The sequence below is a fragment of the Streptomyces sp. NPDC001070 genome (assembly GCF_053598835.1).
In genome coordinates, this window is the sequence record NZ_JBSFLB010000032.1 from 59,901 (window position 1) to 83,952 (window position 24,052).

The 24,052-nt window shown below is 70.8% G+C and carries 17 protein-coding genes and 2 pseudogenes; 10 read left to right on the forward strand and 9 right to left on the reverse strand.

Translation table 11 applies throughout. The features are described from left to right. Positions 1-37: 37 nt before the first annotated feature. Genes ACWDAS_RS32465 through ACWDAS_RS32485 form a run of 5 tightly spaced genes read right to left on the reverse strand, consistent with a single transcriptional unit; the run spans position 38 to position 7,150 of the window. The gene (locus ACWDAS_RS32465) at positions 38-1,423 is read right to left on the reverse strand and encodes a serine hydrolase domain-containing protein (RefSeq protein WP_450398113.1); all 1,386 of its coding nucleotides are present in this window, start codon (positions 1,421-1,423) and stop codon (positions 38-40) included. Next, positions 1,420-2,469: an ABC transporter ATP-binding protein gene (locus tag ACWDAS_RS32470; protein ID WP_450398115.1), complete on the reverse strand. Its 1,050-nt coding sequence runs from the start codon at positions 2,467-2,469 to the stop codon at positions 1,420-1,422. The genes ACWDAS_RS32465 and ACWDAS_RS32470 overlap by 4 nt, the downstream gene beginning before the upstream one ends. Before the next feature lie 53 nt (positions 2,470-2,522). Further along, positions 2,523-4,487: a dipeptide/oligopeptide/nickel ABC transporter permease/ATP-binding protein gene (locus ACWDAS_RS32475; RefSeq protein WP_450398117.1), complete on the reverse strand. Its 1,965-nt coding sequence runs from the start codon at positions 4,485-4,487 to the stop codon at positions 2,523-2,525. A gap of 6 nt (positions 4,488-4,493) precedes the next feature. Further along, the gene (locus ACWDAS_RS32480) at positions 4,494-5,537 is read right to left on the reverse strand and encodes an ABC transporter permease (protein WP_450398119.1); all 1,044 of its coding nucleotides are present in this window, start codon (positions 5,535-5,537) and stop codon (positions 4,494-4,496) included. Between the two features lie 14 nt (positions 5,538-5,551). After that, positions 5,552-7,150, reverse strand: a complete 1,599-nt coding sequence (locus ACWDAS_RS32485; protein WP_450398121.1) for an ABC transporter substrate-binding protein — start codon at positions 7,148-7,150, stop codon at positions 5,552-5,554. A gap of 335 nt (positions 7,151-7,485) precedes the next feature. On the opposite strand from ACWDAS_RS32485, the gene ACWDAS_RS32490 reads away from it, so the two are divergent. Both ACWDAS_RS32490 and ACWDAS_RS32495 read left to right on the forward strand, forming a co-directional pair. Further along, a complete protein-coding gene (locus tag ACWDAS_RS32490) occupies positions 7,486-8,574 on the forward strand; it encodes a Glu/Leu/Phe/Val dehydrogenase dimerization domain-containing protein (RefSeq protein ID WP_450398123.1) in 1,089 nt (362 codons plus the stop codon). A gap of 562 nt (positions 8,575-9,136) precedes the next feature. Next, the gene (locus ACWDAS_RS32495; protein WP_450398124.1) at positions 9,137-9,355 is read left to right on the forward strand and encodes a PLDc N-terminal domain-containing protein; all 219 of its coding nucleotides are present in this window, start codon (positions 9,137-9,139) and stop codon (positions 9,353-9,355) included. A 285-nt stretch (positions 9,356-9,640) separates the two neighbouring features. Here ACWDAS_RS32495 and ACWDAS_RS32500 read toward each other — a convergent pair whose 3' ends face one another. After that, positions 9,641-10,036, reverse strand: coding sequence for a hypothetical protein (locus tag ACWDAS_RS32500; RefSeq protein ID WP_450398126.1), 396 nt, complete (start codon positions 10,034-10,036; stop codon positions 9,641-9,643). Positions 10,037-10,701: 665 nt separating this feature from the next. Between ACWDAS_RS32500 and ACWDAS_RS32505 the strand changes: the two genes are divergently transcribed. Then, entirely contained in the window at positions 10,702-13,227 is a 2,526-nt protein-coding gene (locus ACWDAS_RS32505) for a hypothetical protein (protein ID WP_450398128.1), read from the forward strand. Positions 13,228-13,360: 133 nt separating this feature from the next. On the opposite strand, the gene ACWDAS_RS32510 is transcribed toward ACWDAS_RS32505, so the two are convergent. Beyond that, on the reverse strand, positions 13,361-13,912 hold the full coding sequence (locus ACWDAS_RS32510) for a GNAT family N-acetyltransferase (protein ID WP_450398130.1): 552 nt from the start codon (positions 13,910-13,912) through the stop codon (positions 13,361-13,363). Between the two features lie 201 nt (positions 13,913-14,113). Between ACWDAS_RS32510 and ACWDAS_RS32515 the strand changes: the two are divergent. Then, positions 14,114-14,503: pseudogene (locus ACWDAS_RS32515) on the forward strand (transposase); the annotation flags it as partial. Between the two features lie 314 nt (positions 14,504-14,817). Here the strand turns inward: ACWDAS_RS32515 and ACWDAS_RS32520 are convergent. Further along, the gene (locus tag ACWDAS_RS32520) at positions 14,818-16,137 is read right to left on the reverse strand and encodes a M14 family zinc carboxypeptidase (protein ID WP_450398132.1); all 1,320 of its coding nucleotides are present in this window, start codon (positions 16,135-16,137) and stop codon (positions 14,818-14,820) included. 616 nt (positions 16,138-16,753) lie between these two features. Between ACWDAS_RS32520 and ACWDAS_RS32525 the strand changes: the two genes are divergently transcribed. Further along, positions 16,754-17,440: a hypothetical protein gene (locus ACWDAS_RS32525; RefSeq protein ID WP_450398134.1), complete on the forward strand. Its 687-nt coding sequence runs from the start codon at positions 16,754-16,756 to the stop codon at positions 17,438-17,440. On the opposite strand, the pseudogene ACWDAS_RS32530 reads toward ACWDAS_RS32525, so the two are convergent. Further along, positions 17,408-17,666 (reverse strand): annotated as a pseudogene (locus tag ACWDAS_RS32530) (hypothetical protein); the annotation flags it as partial. The gene ACWDAS_RS32525 and the pseudogene ACWDAS_RS32530 sit on opposite strands and share 33 nt — an antisense overlap. Before the next feature lie 201 nt (positions 17,667-17,867). On the opposite strand from ACWDAS_RS32530, the gene ACWDAS_RS32535 reads away from it, so the two are divergent. From ACWDAS_RS32535 to ACWDAS_RS32555, 5 genes are all read left to right on the forward strand, one after another. Further along, positions 17,868-18,449, forward strand: a complete 582-nt coding sequence (locus ACWDAS_RS32535) for a TetR/AcrR family transcriptional regulator (protein ID WP_450398136.1) — start codon at positions 17,868-17,870, stop codon at positions 18,447-18,449. Between the two features lie 838 nt (positions 18,450-19,287). Next, positions 19,288-19,905, forward strand: a complete 618-nt coding sequence (locus ACWDAS_RS32540) for a nuclear transport factor 2 family protein (RefSeq protein ID WP_450398137.1) — start codon at positions 19,288-19,290, stop codon at positions 19,903-19,905. Between the two features lie 114 nt (positions 19,906-20,019). Next, entirely contained in the window at positions 20,020-21,120 is a 1,101-nt protein-coding gene (locus ACWDAS_RS32545; RefSeq protein ID WP_450398139.1) for a Gfo/Idh/MocA family protein, read from the forward strand. 72 nt (positions 21,121-21,192) lie between these two features. Then, positions 21,193-22,152 (forward strand): NADP-dependent oxidoreductase, encoded by a 960-nt coding sequence (locus ACWDAS_RS32550; protein ID WP_450398169.1) that lies wholly within the window; start codon positions 21,193-21,195, stop codon positions 22,150-22,152. 78 nt (positions 22,153-22,230) lie between these two features. Then, on the forward strand, positions 22,231-23,718 hold the full coding sequence (locus ACWDAS_RS32555; protein WP_450398141.1) for a DHA2 family efflux MFS transporter permease subunit: 1,488 nt from the start codon (positions 22,231-22,233) through the stop codon (positions 23,716-23,718). Positions 23,719-24,052 lie beyond the last annotated feature (334 nt).

A 24,052-nucleotide genomic window follows, 5' to 3' on the forward strand; every position in this document is an offset into this window, starting at 1 on the left:
CGGACCCGGGTCCGGCGGCAGGGCGCGCTCCATGCGTTCAGCCGGTCTTCGGAGTGGCGCGGGCACCGAGGTGGACGTAGCGGGAGCCGTCGCCCAGGGCGTACAGGACGACGGGTGTCCACGCGGTGAAGTCCTGCTCCCGGGTGACGAAGAGGCCGGCCTCCGGGTCGACGGCGGTCAGCGGCATCCGGTGCGGCCGTTCCTCGAGACCGGCCAGCCCCTCGGTGACGGTCAGGGTGAGTTCCGGCGTGCCGTCCTCGCGCGGGGCGAGGTCCAGGTGTACGCCGTGGCGCTCGTAGACCCCGTACCAGTCGGCGAGATCCGCCGGGACGGGCTCCGCGGGCGGCTGCGGCGGCTCGGGCATGCGCAGCCCGGCGATCTCGGGGAGTATCTCGTTCACGACCGCCTGGAAGAGCTCCCGGGTGCGTCCGCCGTTGGTGAGCAGGACGAGGACGACCTCCTGGTCGGGGAGGACGCGCAGGAAGGCGCTCTGGCCGACGGTGCCGCCGTCGTGTCCGTACAGGCTCCGGCCCTCCCAGGTCGGCAGGAACCAGCCCAGGCCCCAGTGGTCGGCGACGGTCCAGCGGTCCGGCACCGCCACCTGGGGCTCGCGCATCGCCTGCGCGGAGGCGGCGGACAGCACCCGGGTGCCGTCCGCGGCGAGGCCGTCGGCGAGGTGCATGCGGGCGAAGGCGACCAGGTCCCCGGCGGTGGCGACCACGGCGCCCGCCGGTCCGGCCGAGCGCGGGACGCCCCAGCGCGGCGCGGGTCGCGGCCAGTCGCCGGCTCCGCCCTCCGGCACCGGCAGGTGCCCCATCGCCGCCCGGAAGCGCAGCACGTCCTCGGGCAGGGTGAGGGTGCGTTCCAGTCCCAGCGGGGCGAGGAGCCTCTCGCGCAGGGCGGTGTCCCAGACCTTGCCGGTGAGCACCTCCACGACCCGGCCTGCGACGGCGAATCCGGTGTTGCAGTACGACTGGGTGGCGCCGATGGGGTGCGACTGGCCCAGCTCCGCGCACCGGGCAGTGAACCGCTCCAGCGCGTCGTCCCCGCGGCCGGTGTCGGTGAACACGTCGCCCTGGATGCCGCTGGTGTGGGTGAGCAGGTGGCGCATGGTCACCGAGGCGGTCACGTCCGGGTCGGCCACCCGGAACTCCGGCAGTACCTTCACCACCGGATCGTCCAGGTCGAGCAGCCCCTCGTCCACCAGTTGCATCACCAAGGTGGTGGTCAGGGTCTTGGTGATGGAGCCGACCTGGAACAGCGAGTCGGTGGTGGCCTCCACCCCGGTGCCGCGGTGGAGCACACCCGCCGCCGACAGAACGGTCCGGCCGTCCGCGTGCACGGCCAGCGAGGCCCCGGGTACGCGGTACTCCCGGGCGAGCTCTTCGAGCCGTCGCCCCAGTTGTGCCTGGTCCAGTGTCAAGGGTGCTCCTTCGTCGCGGTCTCGTCATCGGTGGCGGCCACCGCGGCGAGCGGGCTGCGCCCGCCGCCCGACGGGCCGTCGGGTTGTTCAGCCCTTTGGGGGCCGACCGGGGCCGAACCGTTCGCCACGGGGCCGCAGGTCGCCGCCGGTTCGTCGGCGAAGTGACAGGCGGCCCGGTGGGGCCGTTCGGCCGCGCCGGACTGCGGGTCCAGGGTCAGGCACACCGAACGGGAGGCGTCGGCGCGCGGCCCTACGGGGCAGCGGGGGTGGAACCGGCAGCCCGCCGGGGGGTGGTGGGGGTCAGGGGCGTCCAGGTCGCCGGCCGGTGCGTCGATCTCGCGCCAGGAGCGGCCGAGTCGCGGCACCGCTGCCAGCAGGGCCCTGGTGTAGGGGTGGCGGGGCCGTGCCAGCAGCTCCTCGGTGGGTGCGGCCTCCACGATGCGGCCCAGGTACATCACGGCGATGACATCACTGACGTACCGGACCACCTCGAGGTTGTGCGAGATGAACAGCATCGAGGTGCCGGAGCGGGCCTGGATGTCGCGGACCAGGTTGAGCACCGCGCCCTGCACCGACACATCGAGGGCGCTGGTGATCTCGTCGGCGACGATGACGTCGGGGCGCACCGCGAGCGCCCGCGCGAGGGCCACCCGCTGCCGCTGGCCACCCGACAGGCGCCCCGGGAGCGCGCCCGCGTGCTCCGGGGACAGCGCGACCAGATCCAGCAGCCGGCCGGTCTCCCGTCCGCGCTGCTCACGTGTCAGGCGCGCGCCCGGGCGGGTCCGCAGCGCCTCGTCCAGGGCCCCGCCGACGGTCATCCGCGGGTTGAGCGAGGCGTACGGGTCCTGGAAGACCATCTGGATCCGCCGGCGGGCGGTCGCGTCCGAGGCGATGTCCCGGCCGTCCAGCAGGACCCGGCCCGCGGTGACGGGGGCGAGTCCGACGACGGCGCGGGCCAGGGTCGATTTGCCCGAGCCCGACTCTCCCACCAGGCTGACGATCCTGCCCGGGGGCACGGCAAGGCTCACTCGGTCGACCGCTGTCATGGCCCGGCGTCCCCGCCCGAACCGCACGGTCAGCCCTTCGATCCGCAATCCGGTCATGCCTGCTCCGGCGTGGTGGTCTTGGTCTCGGTACGGTCGGCCGGGAGCGGCGGCCGCGGGTGCCAGCAGGCGACCCGCCGGCCGTCCCGGAACTCCAGGGGCGGCTGCTCTGCGCGGCACCTGTGCGAGGCGAACCGGCAGCGCGGTGCGAAGGCGCAGCCGGCCGGCCGTTCGGCGGGCTGCGGGGGCCGGCCGGCAATGGTGGCCAGCGGCCGGTCCCGGTCGCTGCCCATGTGGGGCACGGCGGCCAGGAGCGCCTCGGTGTACGGATGGGCGGGGCCCGCGAGCAGGGCGTCGGCGCCGGTGTCCTCGACGATCCGGCCGGCGTACATCACCACCACCCGGCGGCACAGCGAGGTGACGACCGAGATGTCGTGGGAGATCATCAGGATCGCCGCTCCGGTGTCCTCGTTGATCCGGCCCAGGAGCCGCACGATCTGCTCCTGGACGGTCACGTCGAGCGCGGTGGTCGGCTCGTCGGCGATGATCAGTTCGGGTTCCCCCATCAGGCCCATGGCGATCATGGCGCGCTGCCGCATACCGCCGGAGAGCTCGTGCGGGTACTGGCCCATCCTGATGGCCGGGCTGGGGACACGTACCTGGTGCAGACGGTCCTGCGCGAGCCGCACGGCCGCCGTGCGCGGCAGGCCGAGGTGGACCTCGCTGGCCTCGGTGAGCTGGCGGCCCATCCGCAGTGCGGGGTTGAAGGAGCTCAGCGGGTCCTGGAAGACCACCGCGGTCGTCGAGCCCAGCAGCCTGCGCAGCTCGGACGTGCGCAAAGTTCCGGGATCCCGCCCGGCGATCTCCATCCGGCCGGCGGTGACCCGGCCCGGTTCCGGGACGAGCCCCGCGATCGCCATGGCCGTCAGCGTCTTGCCGCTGCCCGACTCCCCGACGATGCCGACCGTTTCGCCGCGGCGGACGTCCAGGGTGACGCCCAGGACGGTGTGCAGCGGCCCGGGCGGGCCGGGGAAGACGACGTCGAGGTCGTGTACGCGCAGGGCGTAGGCGGCGGCGTCGGCCACGGGCCCGCCGGTCTCCCGTACGGCCGTCGCGGCCCGCGCCGGGCCGGCCGTGGTGCGGCGCGGTGCCCCGCGGGACCGGCGGCGGCCGGTGGTCCGGTCACCGGCGGCCGGTTCGGCGCGGACGAGAGCGGCCGCGGTCTCGCCGAGGGCGTTGAAGACCAGCCCGGCGACGACGATGGCGACGCCGGGCGCGAGAGCCGCGGCGGGGGCGGTGTAGATGCGGTTGAGGTTCTCGCTGAGCAGGCGGCCCCAGTCGTAGTCGGGCGGCTGGACCCCCAGTCCCAGAAAGCTCAGCGCCGACAGGGCGACGAGCATGCCGCCGACCTGCAGGGTGGTGGTGACGATCAGCGGTTCGGCGATGTTGGGCAGGACATGACGAAGCATCAGGCGTGACCGGCGTACGCCGAGGATCCGTGCGGCGCAGACGTAGTCCGAGCCGGACACGGACGAGGCGAGGGTGTAGGTCAGGCGGGCGTACGGAGGGGCGGTGGCCACGCCGAGGGCCAGGACCGCCCCCTTCGCTCCGATGCCGACCACGGTCGCCACGGCGAGCGCCAGCAGCAGCGCCGGGAAGGCGATCGCGGTGTTCATCACCGACTCCCACGCCCGGCGGCCGCGGCGGCCGAGGACGGTGGGGAACGCACCGAGCAGCACCCCGGTCACCGCGCCCAGGAGGGTCGCCAGCACCGCGAGAACCAGGGAGAGACGGCTGCCCGACAGGACCCGGGCGAGCATGTCCCGGCCCAGGGCGTCGGTGCCGAGCAGATGCTGCGCGGAGGGTCCCTGCTGGGCCGCGGCCACGTCCAGGTGCGCGGCGTCGGCGCCCCAGATGACCGGGCCGAGCACGGCCAGTAGGACCAGAAGGAGCAGGCCGAGGGCGCCCGCCATCCCGGTGGGACCGATCCGGGGGACGGGCCGGCTGCCTTGCTTGGTCAACGTTTCTCAGCTCCTCGTGAGGGTCGAGCGGGGGTCGAGCAGACCGAGGGCCAGATCGACGACGAGGTTCACCACCAGCACCACCGTGCCCAGGAGCAGGACGATCGCCTGCACCAGCGGGTAGTCCTGGGCCACGATCGCGCCCACCACGCTGCTGCCGAGACCGGGCCAGGCGAAGACGTTCTCGACCAGGACGCTGCCGCCGACCAGCGCGGCGAACAGCAGGCCGCCGACGGTGAGTCCCGCCGTCAGCACATTGGGCAGCGCGTGGCGCAGGTAGAGCAGCCGGGCGGGGAGGCGCTTGCTGCGGGCGACCCGCAGGTGGTCCTGCCCGAGGACGCGGGTGGTCTCGGTGCGGATGATGCGCGCCAGCTGGCAGCTGGGGCCGAGCGCCAGGGCGAGCACCGGCAGCAGGTAGGAGGCGGGTGTGTCGGCTCCGGCCGGCGGCAGCCAGGGAAGGGTGACCGCGAAGACGAAGACCAGGCCCACGCCGATCAGGAAGTCGGGGACGGTGGTGAAGACGCCGGTGACGCCGGTGAAGGCGAGGTCCGCGCCGCGCCGGCGCCCGCCGTGGGTGGCCACGGCCATCCACATGCCGAGCGGGAACGCCGTCAGCGCGGTGAGCAGGACGGCCAGGCCGGCCAGCTCCGCGGTGGCCGGCAGCCGCGTCGCGATGACCGACGACACCGGATCGCCGCTGATGATCGAGGTGCCGAGGTCTCCGGTGAGGACGCCCCCCAGGTAGTGCAGGTACTGCGTCAGCAGGGGCTTGTCGAGGCCGAGTTCGGCCCGCCGGGCCGCCACCACGGCGGGATCGGCCGTGATGCCCAGAGCGGAGCGCACCGGATCCCCGGGGACCAGATGGACGATCAGGAACGAGGCGGTGACGACGACGAGGAGCGAGACCGCGAGGCGCACCAGTCGTCCGATCAGGAACCATGTCCGGGGGGAGGAGCGCCGGATGTCCTCCCCCCGGTCCACGGCGCCTTGGGCAGCCGCCCGCGAGCCGTCGGGCGGGCCCGTCACGGGCCCCGGGGACGGCTGAGCCATGGAGTGCTGTCTCCTCACCGGGCGTGCAGCCGGATGCTGGTCGGGAGCGGCATCTCGCCGGAGATGTCGAAGGTCGCGCCGCGCCCGAAGTAGCTGACGTACTTCTGGGCGATGGGAACGACGTCGGCTCCGGCGAACAGCGCCTTCTCGGCCTCGGTCCACAGCGCGCAGCCGGGCCGTCCGGGGGTCTGCACCGCCCGGGCGACCAGCTGCTCGTACGCGGGGTTGCGGATGCCGGCGAAGTTCGATCCCTTGGGGGAGCCGGGGCCCGAGAAGAAGCTGACGCTCTGCGACGGCAGCTGGGTGGCAAGGGCGATCATCGGGGCCACGTCCCAGTTGTCGCCTTGGAAGATCGCCTGCAGGAAGGCGGCCGAGGTCAGGGTCTTCACCTTGACCTCGACGCCCAGCTTCCGCCACGCGGCGGAGAACAGTTCCATGCCCGCCGAAAGGTTCGGCCGGTCGGAGGCGTACATCGCGGTGAGGCTCAGACGGGTGCCGCCCTTCGCCCTGATCCCGTCCGCGCCCTTGGACCAGCCGGCCGCGTCCAGCGCGGCGGCCGCGGCTGCCTCGTCGAACGCCGGGATGCCCGCCGCGGCATCGGAGTCGTCGCAGATCAGCGGCGGCACGCCCATCGTGGTGTCACCGATCTTGCCCTGCCGGCCGGTGAGCACGGCGGCGATCTGCCCGCGGTCCAGAGCCTGCGTGAGCGCCTTGCGCACCACGGGGTCGGCACCGGGGTGGCCCTGGTGCTGGTTGAACACCGCCAGGATCCCGCCGTCCTCGAAGCGGTACTCCTTCATGGTGCGCAGCAGCCGCTCCCGGTCGGGGCCGTTGACGACGCCGCCGTTGAGGCCGCCGCTGGTGAGGAGGTTGGCCGCGGTGGTGTCGTTGCCGACGACCTTCAGGACGACCTTCCGCGGTGCCCCGGGCACATTGATCCGGGCGCCGCCCGGCCCCCAGGCGTACTCGTCACGGCGGACCAGCGTGTAGTGGTCGTTGGGGACGGCCTCGGTCAGCCTGTACGGGCCCGATCCGCTGGTCTTCCTGGCGAGTGCGGTGGGGTCGGCCGTGCCGCTGCCGCACACCACGTAGAAGGCGGACAGCGACTGGAGCAGCAGGCCGTCGGGCTTGCCGGTGGTGATGGTGACGGTGCCCGCGGCGTCGTCGGCCCTGGTGGTGTAGTCCGTGCTCGGCAGGACGATGCCCAGCAGCGGCGAGGCGGCCTTGGGGTCCTTCAGGTACTCCAGGTCCTTGCTGACGACGCTGGGGGTCACCGGCGAGCCGTCGGAGCACGTGACGCCCTTCCGGAGGGTCAGGGTGACCGACGAAGGGGTGACGTCCCACTTGGTCGCGATGCCCGGGACCGGGTTCCCCTTGTCGTCCAGGACCACCAGCGGGTCGTAGGCGAAGGACAGGAGGTCGTTGGCCGCGGCGACCACGGTGTGATACGGGTCGATTTTGCCCGGGTCCTGCGCAAGGGTCGTCGTGAACGTCCCGTCGCGGACATAGGCGCCCCGTCCGTCGCCACCGGGGCCGGAGGCCCCTGCGGAGCAGGCCGTGGCGGCGAGTGCGATCGCGCACAACACCGCTGTCTTGGTTCCGTGCAGTCTCATGAGGAGCCTCCAGCAGCCCACCATGGCGGTGAGGGATGCGGAGGAGCATCCAGCCGGCACGCCCCGGCCGTCTTCGTCGACGGCCACCAGACGGACGCCCCGTGTTCGTCGCCGGGGCCCAAGGGGCCGGATCCGCGGGCACGGGTCCGGGGCGGTTGCCTCCGGCCCCGCCGGGGTGCCGTGGACCCACACCCGCGGGTGTGGATCGTCTGTTCCGCACAAGTTCCGACGCGGTGTTGTGCGCGCCCGACGATGCGGCGCGGTGCGGCGGCCCGGATGCTGTGGCGGATCCCGTGCCGAGGGTGCGGGGCCGCCACGACACGAAGGGCAGACGGATGCAGAACGTCGCAGCGAAGCAGGACCCGCTCGGGCACGAGTGGTTGGTCATCCGCCGCGGGCCGCGATCCGGCGCGACGCTCATCGTCGCGGTGCACTCGACGGCGCTCGGCCCGGCGGTGGGCGGGTGCCGGATGCGGGCATACCGCCGCTGGCAGGACGGACTGACCGACGCGCTGCGGCTGTCGGAGGCGATGAGCTACAAGTGCGCCGCGGCCGGTCTCGCCCACGGCGGCGGGAAGACCGTGATCGCACTGGACGAGGACACCGATCCCGCACGCGTCGACCGGCGCGCGGTGCTGCTCGACGTCGGCGACCTGGTCGCGGAGTTCGGCGGCAGGTACAGCACCGGGCCCGACGTCGGCACCTCGGCCGAGGACATGGTGGTGGTGCGGGAACGCACCTCGCACGCCCTGTGCCTACCGACGTCCCACGGCGGCTCCGGATCTCCCGCGGCGCCGACCGCGACCGGGGTGCTGGCCGCGCTGCGCGCGGTGTCGGCACACCGGTTCGGCACCGCGTCGCTGGCCGGGCGGCGGATCGCCGTCAGCGGGCTCGGCGCGGTCGGCGAGCGACTGGCCCGGAGCATCGCGGAGGAGGGCGCGGAGCTCAAGGTGTCCGATGTGGATGATCGCAAAGAGGCGCTGGCCGAGGAACTCGGCGCGGAATGGGTCGAACCAGGGGAGGCGATCACCACCGACACCGAGATCCTCGTTCCGGCCGCGGTCGGCGGCATCCTGCACGGCGCCGTGGTTCCCCGGCTGCGCTGCGCTGCGATCGTCGGGCCGGCGAACAATCAACTCGTCACCGACGACGTCGCCGAGGACCTCAGGAGACGGGACATCCTCTGGGCCCCCGATTTCGTGGCCAACGCCGGAGGCGTGATCTACGCACTCGCCCGCGAGATCGAGGGCATCGGGCACCACGAGGCGATCAACCGGGTGCACGGTATCGGAACCGCGCTCGCCCGGATCCTCACGGACGCCGAGCGTGCCGACCGGACGCCGCTCGCGACCGCGAACGACCTCGCGGCCGCCCGGCTCGGGACGGCGCCGGGCTCCAGCCGGATCTCGGCTCACCGGTCCTGAACCGTCCGCCTCCGGTTGGGCGCGAGCCGAGCGGTGACCACGTACACGAAACGGGCGTTGCGCTGTCTTCTGCCCCGGGCCGGTGCGCGCCGACGTCGCGGCCTTCGCTGAGCGCATGGTCGCCGACGGGCCGTGTTCGTGCACCGCCGGATGCCCGCCGGCACGGTGGGTCCGGTCCTCGTCGCCGTCCGCGAGGGGCGCGTGGCGGGCGCGATCGGCCCCATGGGCATTCGGCCGGACGCCGTCGGCGCCCGCCGGCTCATGCCCCAGTACTCCGGCGTGTTGCGCGAGCACCGCGGCCGCGGCTACGGGCGCGCCGCCATGCACTGGGGACATACACACGGCGCGGCTTGCCAACTGCTGCAAACCGCGGTCGGCGGCGCCGCCGACCGGCTGTGCCGAAGTGAAGGCCTCCGCTCCCCGGGCCTCGGCTTTCCTTCGTGGCCGTAGGCCGTCTGAGGGTTTCTTCAGCTCTTTGAGATACCCGTTAATATGACCGGACAGTGGGGCCAGGCCGTGCCGCACACAAGCGGGCAGCCGCCCTTGCACGTGAGGTGACCTGATGACGTCAGTGCTGGTCTATGCGATTTACGTAATAGTCGCGGCGTTGTACGTCTATGCCCTGGTCGACTGCATCAGGACCCCCGCGGCGCACATTCGAATGCTGCCCAAGGCGGGCTGGCTGGTCATCATGGTCGTTTTCCCTATTGTGGGCGCCATAGGCTGGCGAAACCTGGGCAAGCGGTCCGCTCCTGTCGAGGGCCGGCCGTCTACGGCCTGAGCTCGGTTACTCGCCGCTCCCCGTCTGGTGGTAGCGCTGGTCGGCTGTCCCAGGTCGGCGACGTGGCGGAGTTGCTCATAGGCGCCGTGGAACTTCGCTTCCGTGCCGGAAGGCCCTGGCCGACGCGGAGCTGCGGAGCGGGAGATACGCATGAACTTCGGCCCCGGCCCCGCCCTCGCCGCCGCCCCGTGCCGCCGCTGCTCGGAGCGGCGGCACGGAGCGCCTGGCGGGGCCGGGGCCGGTACGAAGACCTGCGGCCGCGGCTACGGGTCCGGGGCGTTGGGGTCAGCCGGCCCACACGCCGGAGTTCGCCGTGGTGTTTCCGAAGTCGAACACGAAGCGCGTGCCGTCCTTGACGTCCGTCGCCACCACCGTCCACTGGCCCGCCGGGGCGGTCTTGAAGGCGGACTGGCAGTAGGCCGCGCCCGAGGACGGGTAGAAGCAGACCGCGATGCTCGTCGTCGTGTTGGGCTTGATGTTGATGTCGTTGCAGTTGCTAGTCGTGGTGAGCCGGGTCTGCCCGTTGTTCGGGAACCACCGGTCACCGGCCGGCTTGGAGTAGGACTTGGCGCTGCCGTAACAGGAGGTCGCGGCGGCCTGCGCGTTCGGAGCGAGGACGACGACGCTGCCGAGCGCGACGGCGGACAGCAGGATCGCGGACGCACGCTTGATCATATGCATGACAATTTCCCCCTCGGGTGGTGGGCCGGGTTCCCCGTTCAGTCCCCCTGACGGCCCATGAATGTGATCTCCGACGCCGGAGTCACAGCCCACGATGCTGTCCGGTTTCGGAGAGCCGTGGAAGGCGACTTCCAGTCAAAACCGGTCAGCTCCTGGCGAACCGGCGGAAGTCGATCGTCCGCCGGACACAATGTGAGCCGCCGCCGCGGCCGGGTCCCGCCGGGTGGCGTCGGGCTCTCGCGGGAAGGCACCACGGAACGCGGGGCGAAGGCAGGCTTCCCCCGCGGCACTGGGTGTTCCCGCAAGGCCTCCGGCGGCGTTCGCCACGGTGCCGGCCCGACCGCCACGGGTCACACCGGCGAGCGAGGTCCCACCTTCGACCCCAGCGAATCCATGCGAACCGCACCCCGCCGGCCTGGCGCCCCATCCATTGCCTGCTCAGCAGCGCCCACTTGACGGCGCGCTCGTCACAGCGGCCCATGCCACTCGCCCGGTGGGCCGGGCCGCGCATTCCAACAAGACCCCGACGTGGGTTCCTTGACTGAGCGGTCCTAGGGTGTCGCCGACGGGCTCGCGTTAGGACGAGCTCGAGGGATCACAGGGGGAGGGCGCAGATGTTGCCTACCGTGAAAACGGGTCGCGGAAGACACCGGACACTCCGCGTGGTGAGGCTGACAGCCCTGGCGGGTGTCGTGGCCGTGGCATCGGCACTGGTCGTCTCGGGCGTCGGCGCCGAGTCGGCCGCGGGATCCGAATCCGCGCAGCGCCGTGGCGTGGTCGGCACGGTCGTGCAGAGCAAAGATGCTCGGGATATCGCCCGGTTGGCGACCGGCGAGCGTGTGGCACTGGTCGATGGCAAGCATCTCGACATCACCCAGCGGAATGGCCAAGGCGCGGGACAGTACGCCATCACCTCAAGCGGCGGCTCGCTCAGCGTTCGTCCGGTGGGCCGGCAGCGGCCTGCTGCCGAGACGCGGATGCGCGTTGCCGAGGCGCCGTCGCTTGCGACCATGACGGCGGTCCAGGCGACGACGACCTACCCGGTGAAGTTCACCATCACCAACGCGAACGTCACGACCAAAACGCTCGGCCTGTGGAATCGTGCCAACTGGGCCTACGTTCCGGTGACCGACGACGGCTACGGCCCGGATGCCACCGCCAGCCTTCCGCCGGGCAACTACTTCGCCGTTGCCCTGCATGCCGACTACGGACAGCCCAGCTACCTCCTTGCCCGCGCGTTCACCGTGACGACAGCCGGTCTGACGGTGCGCCTTGACCAGAGCCTGGCCAAGGAGACCGCCATCAGGACCGACGACACCACCGCCAGCCGCGCTGCGGCCGCGGTGTGGATGTCGCTTCCCGGCGGTGACTTGGCGGGCTTCGCGGGCCGCGGCATGGACAAGGTGTACACCACGCCCTTCTCGGTCACCGGGCCGGCGTTGCGCATCCATGAGGTGCTGACGAAGAAGGGGTCCTCCGCCTCCGCGCCCAGCCCGTACCGGTACGACCTGACGCACTCCTTCAAGAACACCGTGCCCTCCTCGCCGATCGTGTCGGTGAGCACGGCGAGCCTGGCCAAGGCCACCACCCCGATCCGCGCGCAGGGCGTCGCCGTGCGGGCGCTTCTGGAAACCGTGCCGGACACCGGCGAATGGACCGGCGTTTTCATTGGTGACTGGGTGAAGACCGCGGCGACCACCACCGAGTACGTCACCCCTGGCATCTCCTATTTGCGTCTGGTCAACTACGGCACCGGCGACCACTACCTCAGCCTGCCCGACCGCACGCTGGCCGCAGGCACCACCACAGCCGGCCCCACCGTCGGCACGGCCCCCTTCGGCCCCGGCACATCAGGCAACCGCTCCAGCCGCAGTTCCACGAAGATGAGTCTGAGCGAGTCACTGACCATGAGCGACGCGGCGGGCAACCCCGGGACCGACGGCCGCTCGACGTCCTCCTACAAGCTGACCTCTGGCGGGCAGACCCTCGCCTCGGCCGACGGCCTGTCGCCGTATTCCGGCCTGTCCGCGACCGTCCCGAGCAGCACCGCCGTGTACCGGCTGGAACACACCGTCACCCGCAGGAACGGCTACTCCCGCCTGTCCACGCTGGTGCGCAACGAATGGACCTTCACCTCCACCGGAACCAGCACCTCCCACGTGCTGCCGCTGATCGACACCTCCTTCGCCGTATCCGAGCTGAACGCCCGCAACGCTGCCGGCACGGCCCCGGTGACCGTGGACGTGACCGTGGCGACCCGCAGCTCCGAGGCAGCGGCGACAGTCACCGCCCTGGAGTACTCCACGGACGACGGAACCACCTGGACCCCGCTCCCGCTCACCACCACCGACACCGGCACCTCCGCCACGCTGACCGTCCCGGCCACCGCGGCATACGTCTCGCTGCGCGCCACGGCCGCCAACGACGAAGGCGGCAGCGTCAGCCGCACCGTGATCCGCGCCTTCGGCGGACCGGCCGTCCAGGGGGACGAGCAGGCCGGCACGACGAAGATCTCCAACCTGGTGATCAACGGTGGCAAGCCGGTGGTCCTCACCGCGGCCGAGCTCCAGGAGTTCAAGGCGACCTTCACCGCCACCGACCCCGCGGGCATCGCCGAGGGCGACCTGTTCCTGTACCACGGCTCATACGACGCACCCGACGGCGTCCTCTTCGGTACCTGGCCCGCCACCTGCACCGCGCAGTCCGCCACCACCTCGGTCTGCGAGACGCACCTGGCGTACATCTGGCCGCGCTCCACCCTGGGACTCAACTCCCTCGCGGGCACCTGGAAGGCCGCCGCCTGGGCCTGGTCGAAGGACGGCACCAGTCATACAGACCTGCACGCCGCCAAGAGCGTCCTTGTGCAGCGCCACTCCAAGCTCACCGCGAACGCCTCCCCGGAGCCGATCGCCAAGGGCAGGACGCTCACCATCACCGGGACCCTGAGCCAGGCGAACTGGCAGTCGGACACGAAGGCCTACGCGGGCTACGGGAGCCAACCGGTGAGGCTGCAGTTCCGCAAGAAGGGCACCACCACCTACACGACGATCAAGACGATCAAGTCGTCGTCGACCGGCGCCCTCAAGACCACGGTCACCGCCTCCACTGACGGCTACTGGCGCTTCAGCTTCGCTGGAACGAGCACTACCCCGGCCGTCTCCGCAGGCGGCGACTACGTCGACGTGCGGTAGCGAGCGGCACGGCAGCGACAGGGCCCCGACCACGGGTGGTCGGGGCCCCGCGTGGTGATGGACTCCGGGTGCCGCTTTACCCCACCATGGCCTCCAGAGCCCCCGAATCACGTCGAACCCGGGGAAGGGCTGCTCAGCTGCCCAAGCCCTGCCATTCCCGTGCCAGCACCGACCAGACCTCGGCGTCGTGGCGGACGCCCCGGTAGAGGTAGGTTTCGCGCAGGACGCCCTCACGGGTCATGCCGAGCCGCTTGGCGACGTTGATGCTGGGTGTGTTCTTCGGCGACGCCAGCCACTGCACACGGTGGATGCCGCGTTCGTTGAATGCCCAGTCGATGATGTGCCGTACCGCACGTCCGACCAGGCCCCGGCCTGTGGCGGCAGGCTCCAGCCAGCAGCCTGCCTCGCAGATGCCGGCGGCGGCGTCGAATTTCGGGAAGGAGACGCCACCCACGAGGGTGCCGTCGAGCCAGATTCCGTACAGTCGGCCGGTGTCGGTGGCTGCCTTGTCGGCGTAAAGCTGGAGATAGCCGCGGGCGGAGTCGAGGTCTGAGACGAGGTCGGGCAGCTCCATGTGCTGACCGACGAAGTCCCGGCCCCGGTCCATATGCGCCAGGAACTCCTCGGCCCGCCACGGCTCCAAAGGCCGCAGCTCGGCCCCGTCCCCCAGAGAAATCGCGAACATAGCCGTCCTTCGAAGTGCGCGTATCCGACCGTTGGATCTTCGCACGCCCGCCCGCCTGCTACGGACGGCGGTGGAGCTTGCCGCGTCATACGAGGCATCAGACGACGTTAAGCCCGTCTTTCTCGATTTGTGATCGCTCGATCGTGGTACTGATCGTTACGCAAGCCATCTGCTGCGCATGTCCATGGCGGGATGCCGGGCATGGACAGAGAGCCCTACCCCAGCGACTTGTCGGATGCGCAATGGGCGTTGATCGAGCCGGTGATCACGGGCTGGAAGCAGGACCGGGTGACACGGTCGGCGACCGGCGATCTTCTACCAGAACCGGACAGGCTGTCAGTGGTGCTACCTGCCTCAAGACTTGCCGAACTGGTCGGCGGTGTTCTACTACTTCACGTTGTGGCGCGAGGACGGGCTTGACCAGCGGATCTCCGAACTCCTGCGCTGTCAGGTGCGGGAGAAGGCCCGCCGATGAGAAGACCCGTCCTTCGTGCTCATCGACACCCAGTCCGTTCGCGCGGCCGCCGGTGTCCCGAAGGCCACGACGGGGCTGGATGCCAACAAGAAGTGTCGGGGCGCAAGCGCGGACTCCGCAGCCGCCTCGGACGCCTCACCCGCCAAGGCTTCCTCGCCCAACCCGGACGAGGCCGCTGCCAGAAACGGACTTAACGTTCTCTGAGCACTCGTCGGGCGGTGGGGCCTGGTCGGTGATACCGACGTAGAGAACCAGGCGGGTGAGGCTTGGCGATGGACTCATTGCGTTCCTCCAGGGATTGCAGGTTCACCCCCAAGCGGCGGCAGAGGCGGGAAACGGCAACTCCGGCCGAAAGTCCGACGCACACCACGCTCGGCGCTGGCTGGTGTCTCCGCGGGGGAGACCGTCGCAGGCCGGGTGCTGTCGCAGGTCAGGGGCCGATGGCGGCGGCGGTGAGGGCGGTGGTGGTCTGCAGGCCGACCACAGCTTCGAGCGGGTGCGGGGCGGGAGCCGTCGCCTGCAGGTCCTTGATCCAGTCGGCGAAGCTCTCGGTGAGCGCGGCGTGTTCGGCCTCCAGCCGCGCCGGGCGGGCGGCGGCGGGAACGGTGGCGGTGGCGCGCAGCAGCATCCCGGCGGCGCGCGGCGGGAAGGAGACGGCGCCGTCGTCGGCGGCCGCGTACTGGCCGCGGGTGACCGCACCGTCGGCCATGGAGTGCCACAGCATCGCGCAGCCGGTGGCCGCGCGCAGGGTGTCGGCGGCGGCGTCGGTGAACACCGCCGCGTCGCCCGGCAGGTGGGGGAGCGCCCGGTCCAGGTATCCCTCGAGGAGTCGGGCGCGTTCGTGGAGGGTGTTGGCGGCGCGCCGCATCATCCCGGCGTAGCCGGTGCCGTCCGGGCCGCCGGTGTACGGGGTGGGCAGGGTACGGGCCGGCCACAGCGGGACCTCGGGTATGACGCCGATCGCGCCGGGCGGGAGGTGGTGCAGGCTGCTCGCGCCGTGGGAGGGCCCGTCCGTGCCGGGCCGGGTGATGACCATCTCCTGGACGGGCGGCATGACGTGCACGGCCGGGCCGTCCTTGGCCCAGCCGACGGTGTCGATCCCTTCGTGGCTCAGCGGGATGCGGTGCCGGGCGGCAGCGTCGCGCAGCGCCGTCGACAGCGCCGGGTGCGGGCGGTTCATCACGAAGAACGCTCCGCCGAAGTCCGCGTTGTGCAAGTCGATGTAGACCTGCGGCCGCACGGTGGACAGCAGCTGAAGCAGGATCGTGGTCTCCGGCAGCGGCCGGTCCCAGCCGGACGCGGGGAACGTCCACTCCGGCTGCCCGGCCATGGGCGGCCGGTAGAAGTGGCGGTGGTAGCGGTCCAGGTCCAGCGGCCGGCTGGTCCAGTGGTCGTTGAGGGCGGCTCCGTCGGGGTCGATGCAGCCCAGCAGGTGCCAGGTGCAGCCGATCGTGGTGGTCCAGGTGCTGGTGCGGGTGAGGAGGCGGGCCAGGGCGAGGATCGTCAGGTGCCCGGTGGGCTCGTTGGGGTGCGGGCCGCCGACGACCAGCACCTGCCGCGGGCCGCCGGGGACGGTCAGCATGCTCAGCGGCCGGCCGCCGCGAGAGAGGCCGAGGTGCCGCAGGCGGCAGCGCGGGCGGTCTTCGGCGATGCGGGCGAGCTCGGCCTCGACGTCGCCGGGCGACGGGAAGGCGTGCCGGGCGTCCCACGGTGCGAGGTCGATCTCCTGCGGTCCCGGCAGTCCCTGCATGCCTGCGTGCTCCTTCCCTTCGTCCGCGCCCTCCTCGGCGGGCCCGGTGGTTTCCCGCCACTGTCCCGCACCACGGGAGGGTGTGGATCAAGTCCGGCCGTACACCGCCCGTGCATCGGCCGCTTCGGCAAGCAGGCCCTTGACGTCATCCCGGGGGAAGGGCAGCGCGGGAGCGGACCCAAGCCTGTCTTGAGCGGGGCGGGGATCGTAGGATGCGGCGCGTGACCGAGAGATCCATCGCTCCGCACGCCCCCGTGGGCGGCAGGGCCACTGTTCAGCGGCAGAGGCGGCATCGATGAACGCTCCGGCGACTCCGCCTCGTCCGTTGGACGTCCTCTCGGTCTTCCCTGAGCTTGCCGGCCACGCGAGGACAGCGGTCCGATTGCATCCCGAGCCGGCTCGCCCAGGGCCGCACGACAGTTCGGTCGGTGGGCCACTGGCTTGGCCGGCGAACGAGGCGTGGCCGACCTGCCCCGGCGGTCACCACTTCAAGCACCGCCCGCCGCATCGACCCGGCAACGTCCGTGGTGAACGGTCAGCGACGGCGTTCGTCCGCCTCGGCGAGATCACCTGGGACGAGATCCCCGGGGACACCGCGTGGCCCATGCTTCCGGTCATGCAGGTGTACGCGCGCAACGTGCCCTGGTACGACGGCTTCCCGCACGACAGGGATGTCCTGCAGATCCTGTGGTGCCCGTTCCAGCACCACTACGACGACGCGACGGTGCCCTACAACGGCATCGCCGGTCCGTTCGTTCACGTCCACTACCGCAACAGCCGCGACCTCACGGGCGGCTTCTCGACGCCACCGGAGCCCCTGGTCGTCGGGAAGCCCGGCTATCTGCCGTCACCGTGTCTGCTTCGCCCGGAGCCGGTCACCGAGTATCCGCACCCCGGCGTCCTGGGCGAAGAGTTCGAGGAGCGGGTCGAGGAGTGGGAGATGGCCACCTTCAGTGACGCCACCGATGATCCGGAAGACTACGAACCCCGGTTCCGCTGGGAGCTCTCCACAGCTCCGGGCTGGAAGCTCGGCGGTCACGAGCCCTGGAACTACCAGGGCTATTTCGGTCCGGTGCGGTGCCACTCGTGCGGCAGCGAGATGCGGTTCGTCGCGGCCGTGGCCAGCAGCGAGTGGGACGGCGGCACGGCCAGTTGGGCCCCGACCGGATTCCTGGACGGGCCCGTGGACAGCCGCCTGCGGCGTCGATCACCCACGGATGTGAGACTGGGCGGAGACGAGACCATGCGTATTTTCACCTGCCCTGCCTCATCAGAGCACCCAGTGATCAGCGACTTGATGTAGCGCCGGAGGGCTGCAGCCGTCTGCGCATTCAAGCCGCCGCTCATCGCGCTCGACCAGGACACCGTTGGTGAACCTGGAGCCGGCACGGACCAGGGGTACCAGGTGAGCGCCGGGTGATCGCGCGCCGGCGGGCCTGGGCGGACTCCACCAGCTTGAACACCATCGCCAGGGCCGCGGCCGGGCTGCCGGCGCCGCGCGTGACCTTCGTGTGGAGCTTGTGCGTACTGGCGCAGGGGCTGAACAGAATCGGCAGGGAGTCGGGCCGCCGCTGTGTCGAAGGGGGCGACGTCCCGGTTGGCGCTGCCTGCGCGAAGGTGCGAAGCCGGGAGGGGGCGATGTCGGCCCACCTTCAGTGTCCCGGCTGCCGGCGGTCGTCGGGCGCGCAGGAATCTGTACTGTTCGTTCCAGTGTGCGTTAGGCTGGGCTCATGGGACGCGTCAGGGAGTTCGACACCGAAAGCGCTGTAGAGGCGGCGATGAACGCCTTCCGCCGCAAGGGCTACGAAGGTACATCGGTACAGGACCTGGTTGACGCCACCGGCGTAGGCCGCGGCTCCTTGTACGCGGCTTTCGGCAACAAGGAGGGCCTGTACCTGGCGGCCATGGACCTCTACCGGAAGCAATACGCCCTCCCGCTGGTCGACGTCCTGCGAGAGGGTGCGGCCGGTCGTGATTTGCTCCGTGAGGTCTTGGTCTCAGTGGTGGACGACATCGTCCGTGACGGCAGGAGGCGAGCCTGCCTGATCGTAGGCGCCGCCATGGAGCGAATCGCAAGCGATCCGCAGGTCGCTACCCACGTGCAGTCAACGACCGAGGCACTGATGGAAGCGCTCGGCCAGGTCGTTGCGGAGGCTCAGGCCAACGGACAGGTGTCGGGCAAGCGCGATGCCCGAGACGTGGCCCGATACCTGGTTGTGACCATGCACGGCCTGAGAGTCATGGGAGCCATCGACCCCGACCGCGATTCCTTGATGGCAGTCGTCGAGACCACCCTTGACGCTCTCGACTGACACGCACCCCGCTTCCTGCCGGCGGGACTGTCCGGCAGGGCCAGGTGGCGTGGCACGCGTTGAGCGGTTGCGCCCTGTCCGCCGTAAAGGGAAGTGCCGGCACGGCGTGCTGGGTCTGAGGTCCGGAGCGGGCCGGTCGGGCGGCGTCGGGAAGCCGAGTCCAGTGATCGAAGGCTCGGGAGCTGGGGCAAGCCGGTAGCGTCCACTGGCGTCGGCGCCGAGAGCCCGGTCGGGGACTGTCCACTCTGCAGAGTGCGGCCTGATCGCCGTCTGCGTCGGCTGTTTCGGCCGTTGCCGACCTGTGGACAGAAGTGGATGCCGCTGACCGGGGCTATCGCGGCGGGTCGTTGTGATCATGCGCAGCCGCGATGGCAGGCCTGCCCGACGAGTCGTTCACCTGCTGTGCCTGCGGCGTCATGTCGCTGGCGCGAGGTGTCACCCTACTCGGCGCGTCGAGATGCACTGCTCAGGCGGCAGGCTGCGGTGCTGGGTTCGATCAATGCCTGCCACGGCACGCGCCCGGCCCAGCCCCAACCTCGAAGCTCGCCTCCGACCGACCCTCTGCACGCTCATTCGGCCTGGTCAGCGCATCCGCGCACGTCCTTACCCGCTATCTGGAACGACTGGTACGGATATTTTGCTTCGATGTGACCATCGTCGGACAGATTTTTTTTGACCTGCCGTTCCACTTGAGGTTCACTGGGGAAAGCGCGCCTGCCACTGCCCGCGAAGCGTCCTCGGCTGCTTCCCGTGGCTCTTGGCGGCGAATGACCTGAGGCGCGCGATCACGAGACCCGCCATACCGGCAGATGGATACAGCGTTGAAAGGAACACGATCATGGATGAGCAGGAGCCCCGCAGGTGTCCCGCCTGGCGTTCCCGGGTGGCCGGAGCGGCCGCCGCGGCTGCACTGCTGGTGGCCGGAGGCGCGGGCGCGGTCGCGTTGACCTCCCCCACCGCGAGTGCGGTCACCGGGGCGCATGCCACGCAGGCTCGTGCCGCGGGAGACGCGGCCACGGTGCAGCGGCTGGCTGACATCGAGGAGATCCACCAGCTGAAGGCGCGCTACTTCCGCTACATCGACACCAAGCAGTGGTCAAAGCTGGCCGGACTCTTCACAGCCCACCCCACGATCGACGTCGGCGCGAAGTACAGCAGCGGCAAGGAGATGGCGGAGACCACGGCGGCCCTGCTCGGCAACGCGCCGACCGCGCATCAGGGATTCCTGCCGGAGATCGAGGTCCACGGCGACACTGCCACGGGCATCTGGGCGATGGAGGACTACGTCAGCTTCCCGCCGGGCTCTCCCTACAAGTCCGGCTTCCACGGTTACGGCGAGTACCACGAGACCTACAAGCGGGTGAAGGGGCACTGGTACATCTCCAGCACCGTTCTGTCCCGGTTCCGGGTGGACGACGTGCCCAATCTGCCCCTCAAGTCCCCCGCGCAGAAGTAGCGGTCGCCCTTTCCGGCTTCACGGACCCGGTACGCCTCCGGGTTCGTGCCGGCCACGCAGAGGCACTTCAGCCCCCGCAAACCCCGCAGGTCATCACCACCAGGAGTAAACCGTATGAGCACCATCGGTGTTGGAATCATCGGCGCAAGCCAGGGAGGCTGGGCCTCCATCAGCCACGTTCCCGCCCTCAAGGCGTTGCCCGGCTACGAGTTGCGGGCCATCAGCACCAGCCGCCGTGAGTCCGCTGAGGCGGCCGCCAAGGAGTTCGGTGTCGAGGCGGCTTTCGACAACCACGCCGACCTCATCGCCCACCCCGGAGTCGACATTGTCGTGGTGGCGGTCAAGGTCCCCTACCACCGGGAGCTCATTACCGCGGCCGTCGACGCGGGCAAGACCGTCTACAGCGAATGGCCGCTCGCGCTGAACGAGGCGGAGGCCGCCGACCTGGTCCGGCGGGCCGAGGCAGCCGGCGTGCGCACCGTCATCGGCCTCCAGGGCCGCTACCACCCGGAACTCCGCTACGTCCGCCGGCTGATCGAGGACGGCCGGATAGGCCGCGTCATCGGCACCACCCTGGTCGGCTCCGGCATGGTCTGGGGCCCGGAAACCACCCAGGCGCACGCGTATTGGTTCGACCGCACCCAGGGGGCAACGCCCTTGTCAGGCGCCGCCCTGCACGCCATCGATGCGTTCAATGTAACCCTCGGGGAATTCCGCCGGCTCTCGGCCAACCTCGTCGTCGGCCGCAAGGAAGTCACCGTCGTCGACAACGGCAACGCCGTCATCCCCGTGACCTCCCCGGACCAGATCGCCCTCATAGGGACCCTCGAGAACGGCGCGGCAGCCTCGATCTTCTACCGCGGCGGCACCTCCCGCGGGGACAACTTCCGCTGGGAGATCAACGGCACCGACGGCGACATCGTCCTGACCGCCCCATGGGGCAACATCCAGGTCACCGACCTGACGCTCCAGGCTGCCTTCGGCGAGGACACCGCGGTGGCCACGCTCGAAGTACCCGCCGAATACCTCACCGACATCCCCGCAGAACTCACCGGGCCCGCCAGGAACGTTGCCGCGCTCTACAGCAACCTGGCGCGGGACCTCCGCCGAGGCACCCACACCGTCCCGGGCTTCGCCTACGCCCACACCCGTCACCGGCTCATGGATGTCATCGAAAGCGCCTCGGCCGAAGGGGTCGCGCAGAACTTCGGCTGACCGGGCCTCAGGCCGGGGACGGCCTGCCCATCCCCAAAATCTTTACTGTTCGGTCGATACAAGAGGTCGATGATGAAGGCTGTTGGAGTGTCGCGATTCGGCGGGCCGGAAGCCCTGCGGGTCTTCGAGGTGCCCGAACCGCACGCCGGCCCCGGTCACGTGCGCCTTCGGGTGCACGCCGCCACGGTGAACCCCGGTGACCGCTATCTGCGAAACGGTTCCCTCGGGGCCACGTCCTCCGCGCCCCCGTACGTCCCGGGCATGGAAGCAGCCGGGGTGCTGGACGAGATCGGCAGCGGCACGGCCACCGACCTGCGCCTGGGAGACCGCGTAATGGCGATGGCCGTGCCGACACGTCCCGAGGGCGGCGCCTACGCCGAATACCTTGTTGTTCCCGCGCACCAGGTCGCCCGCGCGCCGCGGGGAACGACCCATGCCGAAGCGGCAACCCTGCCCATGAACGGCCTGACAGCGCGACTCGCGCTCGACCTGGCCGGGCTGTCGCCCGGGCAGACACTTGCAGTCACCGGTGCCGCCGGGGCGGTCGGCGGCTACACGACCCAGCTCGCCAAGGCAGATGGCCTCAAGGTCGTTGCGGACGCCTCGTCAGCCGACGAAGAGCTGGTGCGGTCGCTCGGTGCCGACATCGTGGTGCCCCGCGGGGCCGATGCCGTCCGGCACATTCTGCGGGCCGTACCGGAGGGCGTGCAGGGTCTGGTGGACGGTGCGGTGCTCGGATCCGCTGCGATGGCCCCGGTCGTCGTTGACGGCGGTGTCATCGTCACCCTCCTCGGCGAAGGACCCCGAGCCCTCAGCCCCGGCGAGAGGCACCGCCGGTCATTGCGTCTGCACATGGCGTTCGTGCCGGATTACCTGGGCGACCGCAGCCGGCTCGACCGCCTTCGCTCCCAGACCGAAGCCGGCCGGCTCACCCTGCGCGTCGCCCGCACCTTCGCAGCCGAACAGGCCGCCGAGGCCCACCGCCTGCTCGAGGCCGGCGGAGTCCGGGGCCGCCTCGTACTCGAGTTCTGAAGCCCCTGCCCAAAGCTCGCAACAGTTGTCTCCTTCTGGAGCCTGACGCTCCGCACATCCATGAGGAACCGCTTTTCCATGTCTGCGACACCCCTCCATGCCCGTCCGAACCCTCGCCGCTGGGCGGCGCTGGGGTTCATCTCGATCGCCCAGCTGATGGTCTTCCTGGATTCCGCGATCATGAATATCGCGCTGCCCTCCGCCCAGGAAGCGCTGCACTTCTCCGACGGCGGCCGCCAGTGGGTCATCACCGCCTACGGCCTGGCCTTCGGCGGCCTGCTCATCCTCGGTGGCCGCCTGGGTGATCTCCTGGGCCGCAAGCGGGCCTTCACCATCGGCCTGATCGGCTTCGCGCTGGCCTCCGCACTGGGCGGCGCCGCGGGCAACCTGGGTGTCCTCCTGATCGCCCGGGCCGGACAGGGCGTCTTCGGCGCACTGCTCGCCCCGGTGGCCCTCGCCCTGATCTCCCTGACCTTCACCGACGCCAAGGAACGCGCCAAGGCGTTCGGCATCTACGGCGCCATCGCCACCGCCGGCGGCGTGTTGGGACTGCTTCTCGGCGGAGTGCTCACCGAGTACCTGAACTGGCGCTGGTCGATGCTCGTCAACATCCCGATCGCTGCCGTCGGCATCGTAGGCGCGCTCACCGTGGTGCGCGACATCCCCGTCGAGGGCAAGCCCAGCCGCATCGATGTCCCAGGTGCGATCCTCGCCACGCTCGGACTGGTCGCCCTGGTCTTCGGCTTCTCCGAGGCCGAAAGCCGCAGCTGGACCTCTGGCCTGACCGTCACCATGCTCATCGCGGCGGTGGTGCTGCTGCTGGCCTTCCTGATCGTCGAAGGAAAGAGCAAGTCGCCGCTTCTCCCGCTGCACGTGCTGACCGAGCGCAACAGGGCCGGAGCCTACGTCTCGGTGGGCCTGGCGGTGATGAGCATGTTCGGCATGTTCCTGTTCCTCAGCTACTACCTGCAGCTGGTGAAGGGCTACTCCCCGGTCACGGCCGGCCTCGCGTTCGTGCCGCTGGGAGCCGCACAGGCCTTCGGCTCCATGGTCCTCGGCACCCGCCTGTCGGCCAAGGTGCGGCCCGGCCTGTTGATGTCCGGAGGTTACCTCGTCACCGCGGTCGGCGTCCTGCTGCTTGCCCTGCTGCAGGCGGACAGCCCCTACGGCCTGCTGGCCATCGCCGAGACCGTCACCGGCCTCGGCATCGGCACCGCCTTCATGCCCGCCATGAGCCTGGGCACCCACGGCGTCGCCGCCCAGGACGCAGGTGTCGCCTCCGCCATGGTCGGCACCTCCCAGCAGGTCGGCGGCTCGGTCGGCACGGCCCTGCTCAACACCATTGCCGCCGGCTCCACCACCGCCTACCTGGCCACCCACGGACACAGCCACACGGTCACCGACGTCGCCCTCGTACACGGATTCGGCACCGCGTACTGGTGGGCCGTCGCCTTCCTCCTCCTGGCTGCGCTGGTCTCCCTGACGGCGGTCAACGCCCCCCGCCCCCAGCACAACAGCACCCCCGATGACGCAACAGCCACGGCAATGCCCGCCCCTGTCCACTGACAGCCACGACGCCCACCGTCGCCCGCGCATGACAAAGGCCCCCGCCGCAGCGAAGCGGCGGGGCTTGTCTCCTTCTCCGGGCCGTGTCGCCGGCTCCGCGCCCCGGGTCTCGCTCGCCCGGCCCGAAGGGCGGACGGCCCCCAGGGCCCGGTGGTGACTCGCTGAGTTTCGGAGTGATCAGACCATCCCCTGCGCATCGTGTTCGGACAGATTCGACTACGTCCGAGTGGGCGCGGGAACGACCCTGGTAGGGCTGATCGGCTTCACGCCGAGGCCCCCCGCTGGCGCGGCCTGCTCACCGCGCAGGTGGCCAAGGTGGGCAGCGCCCAGGACC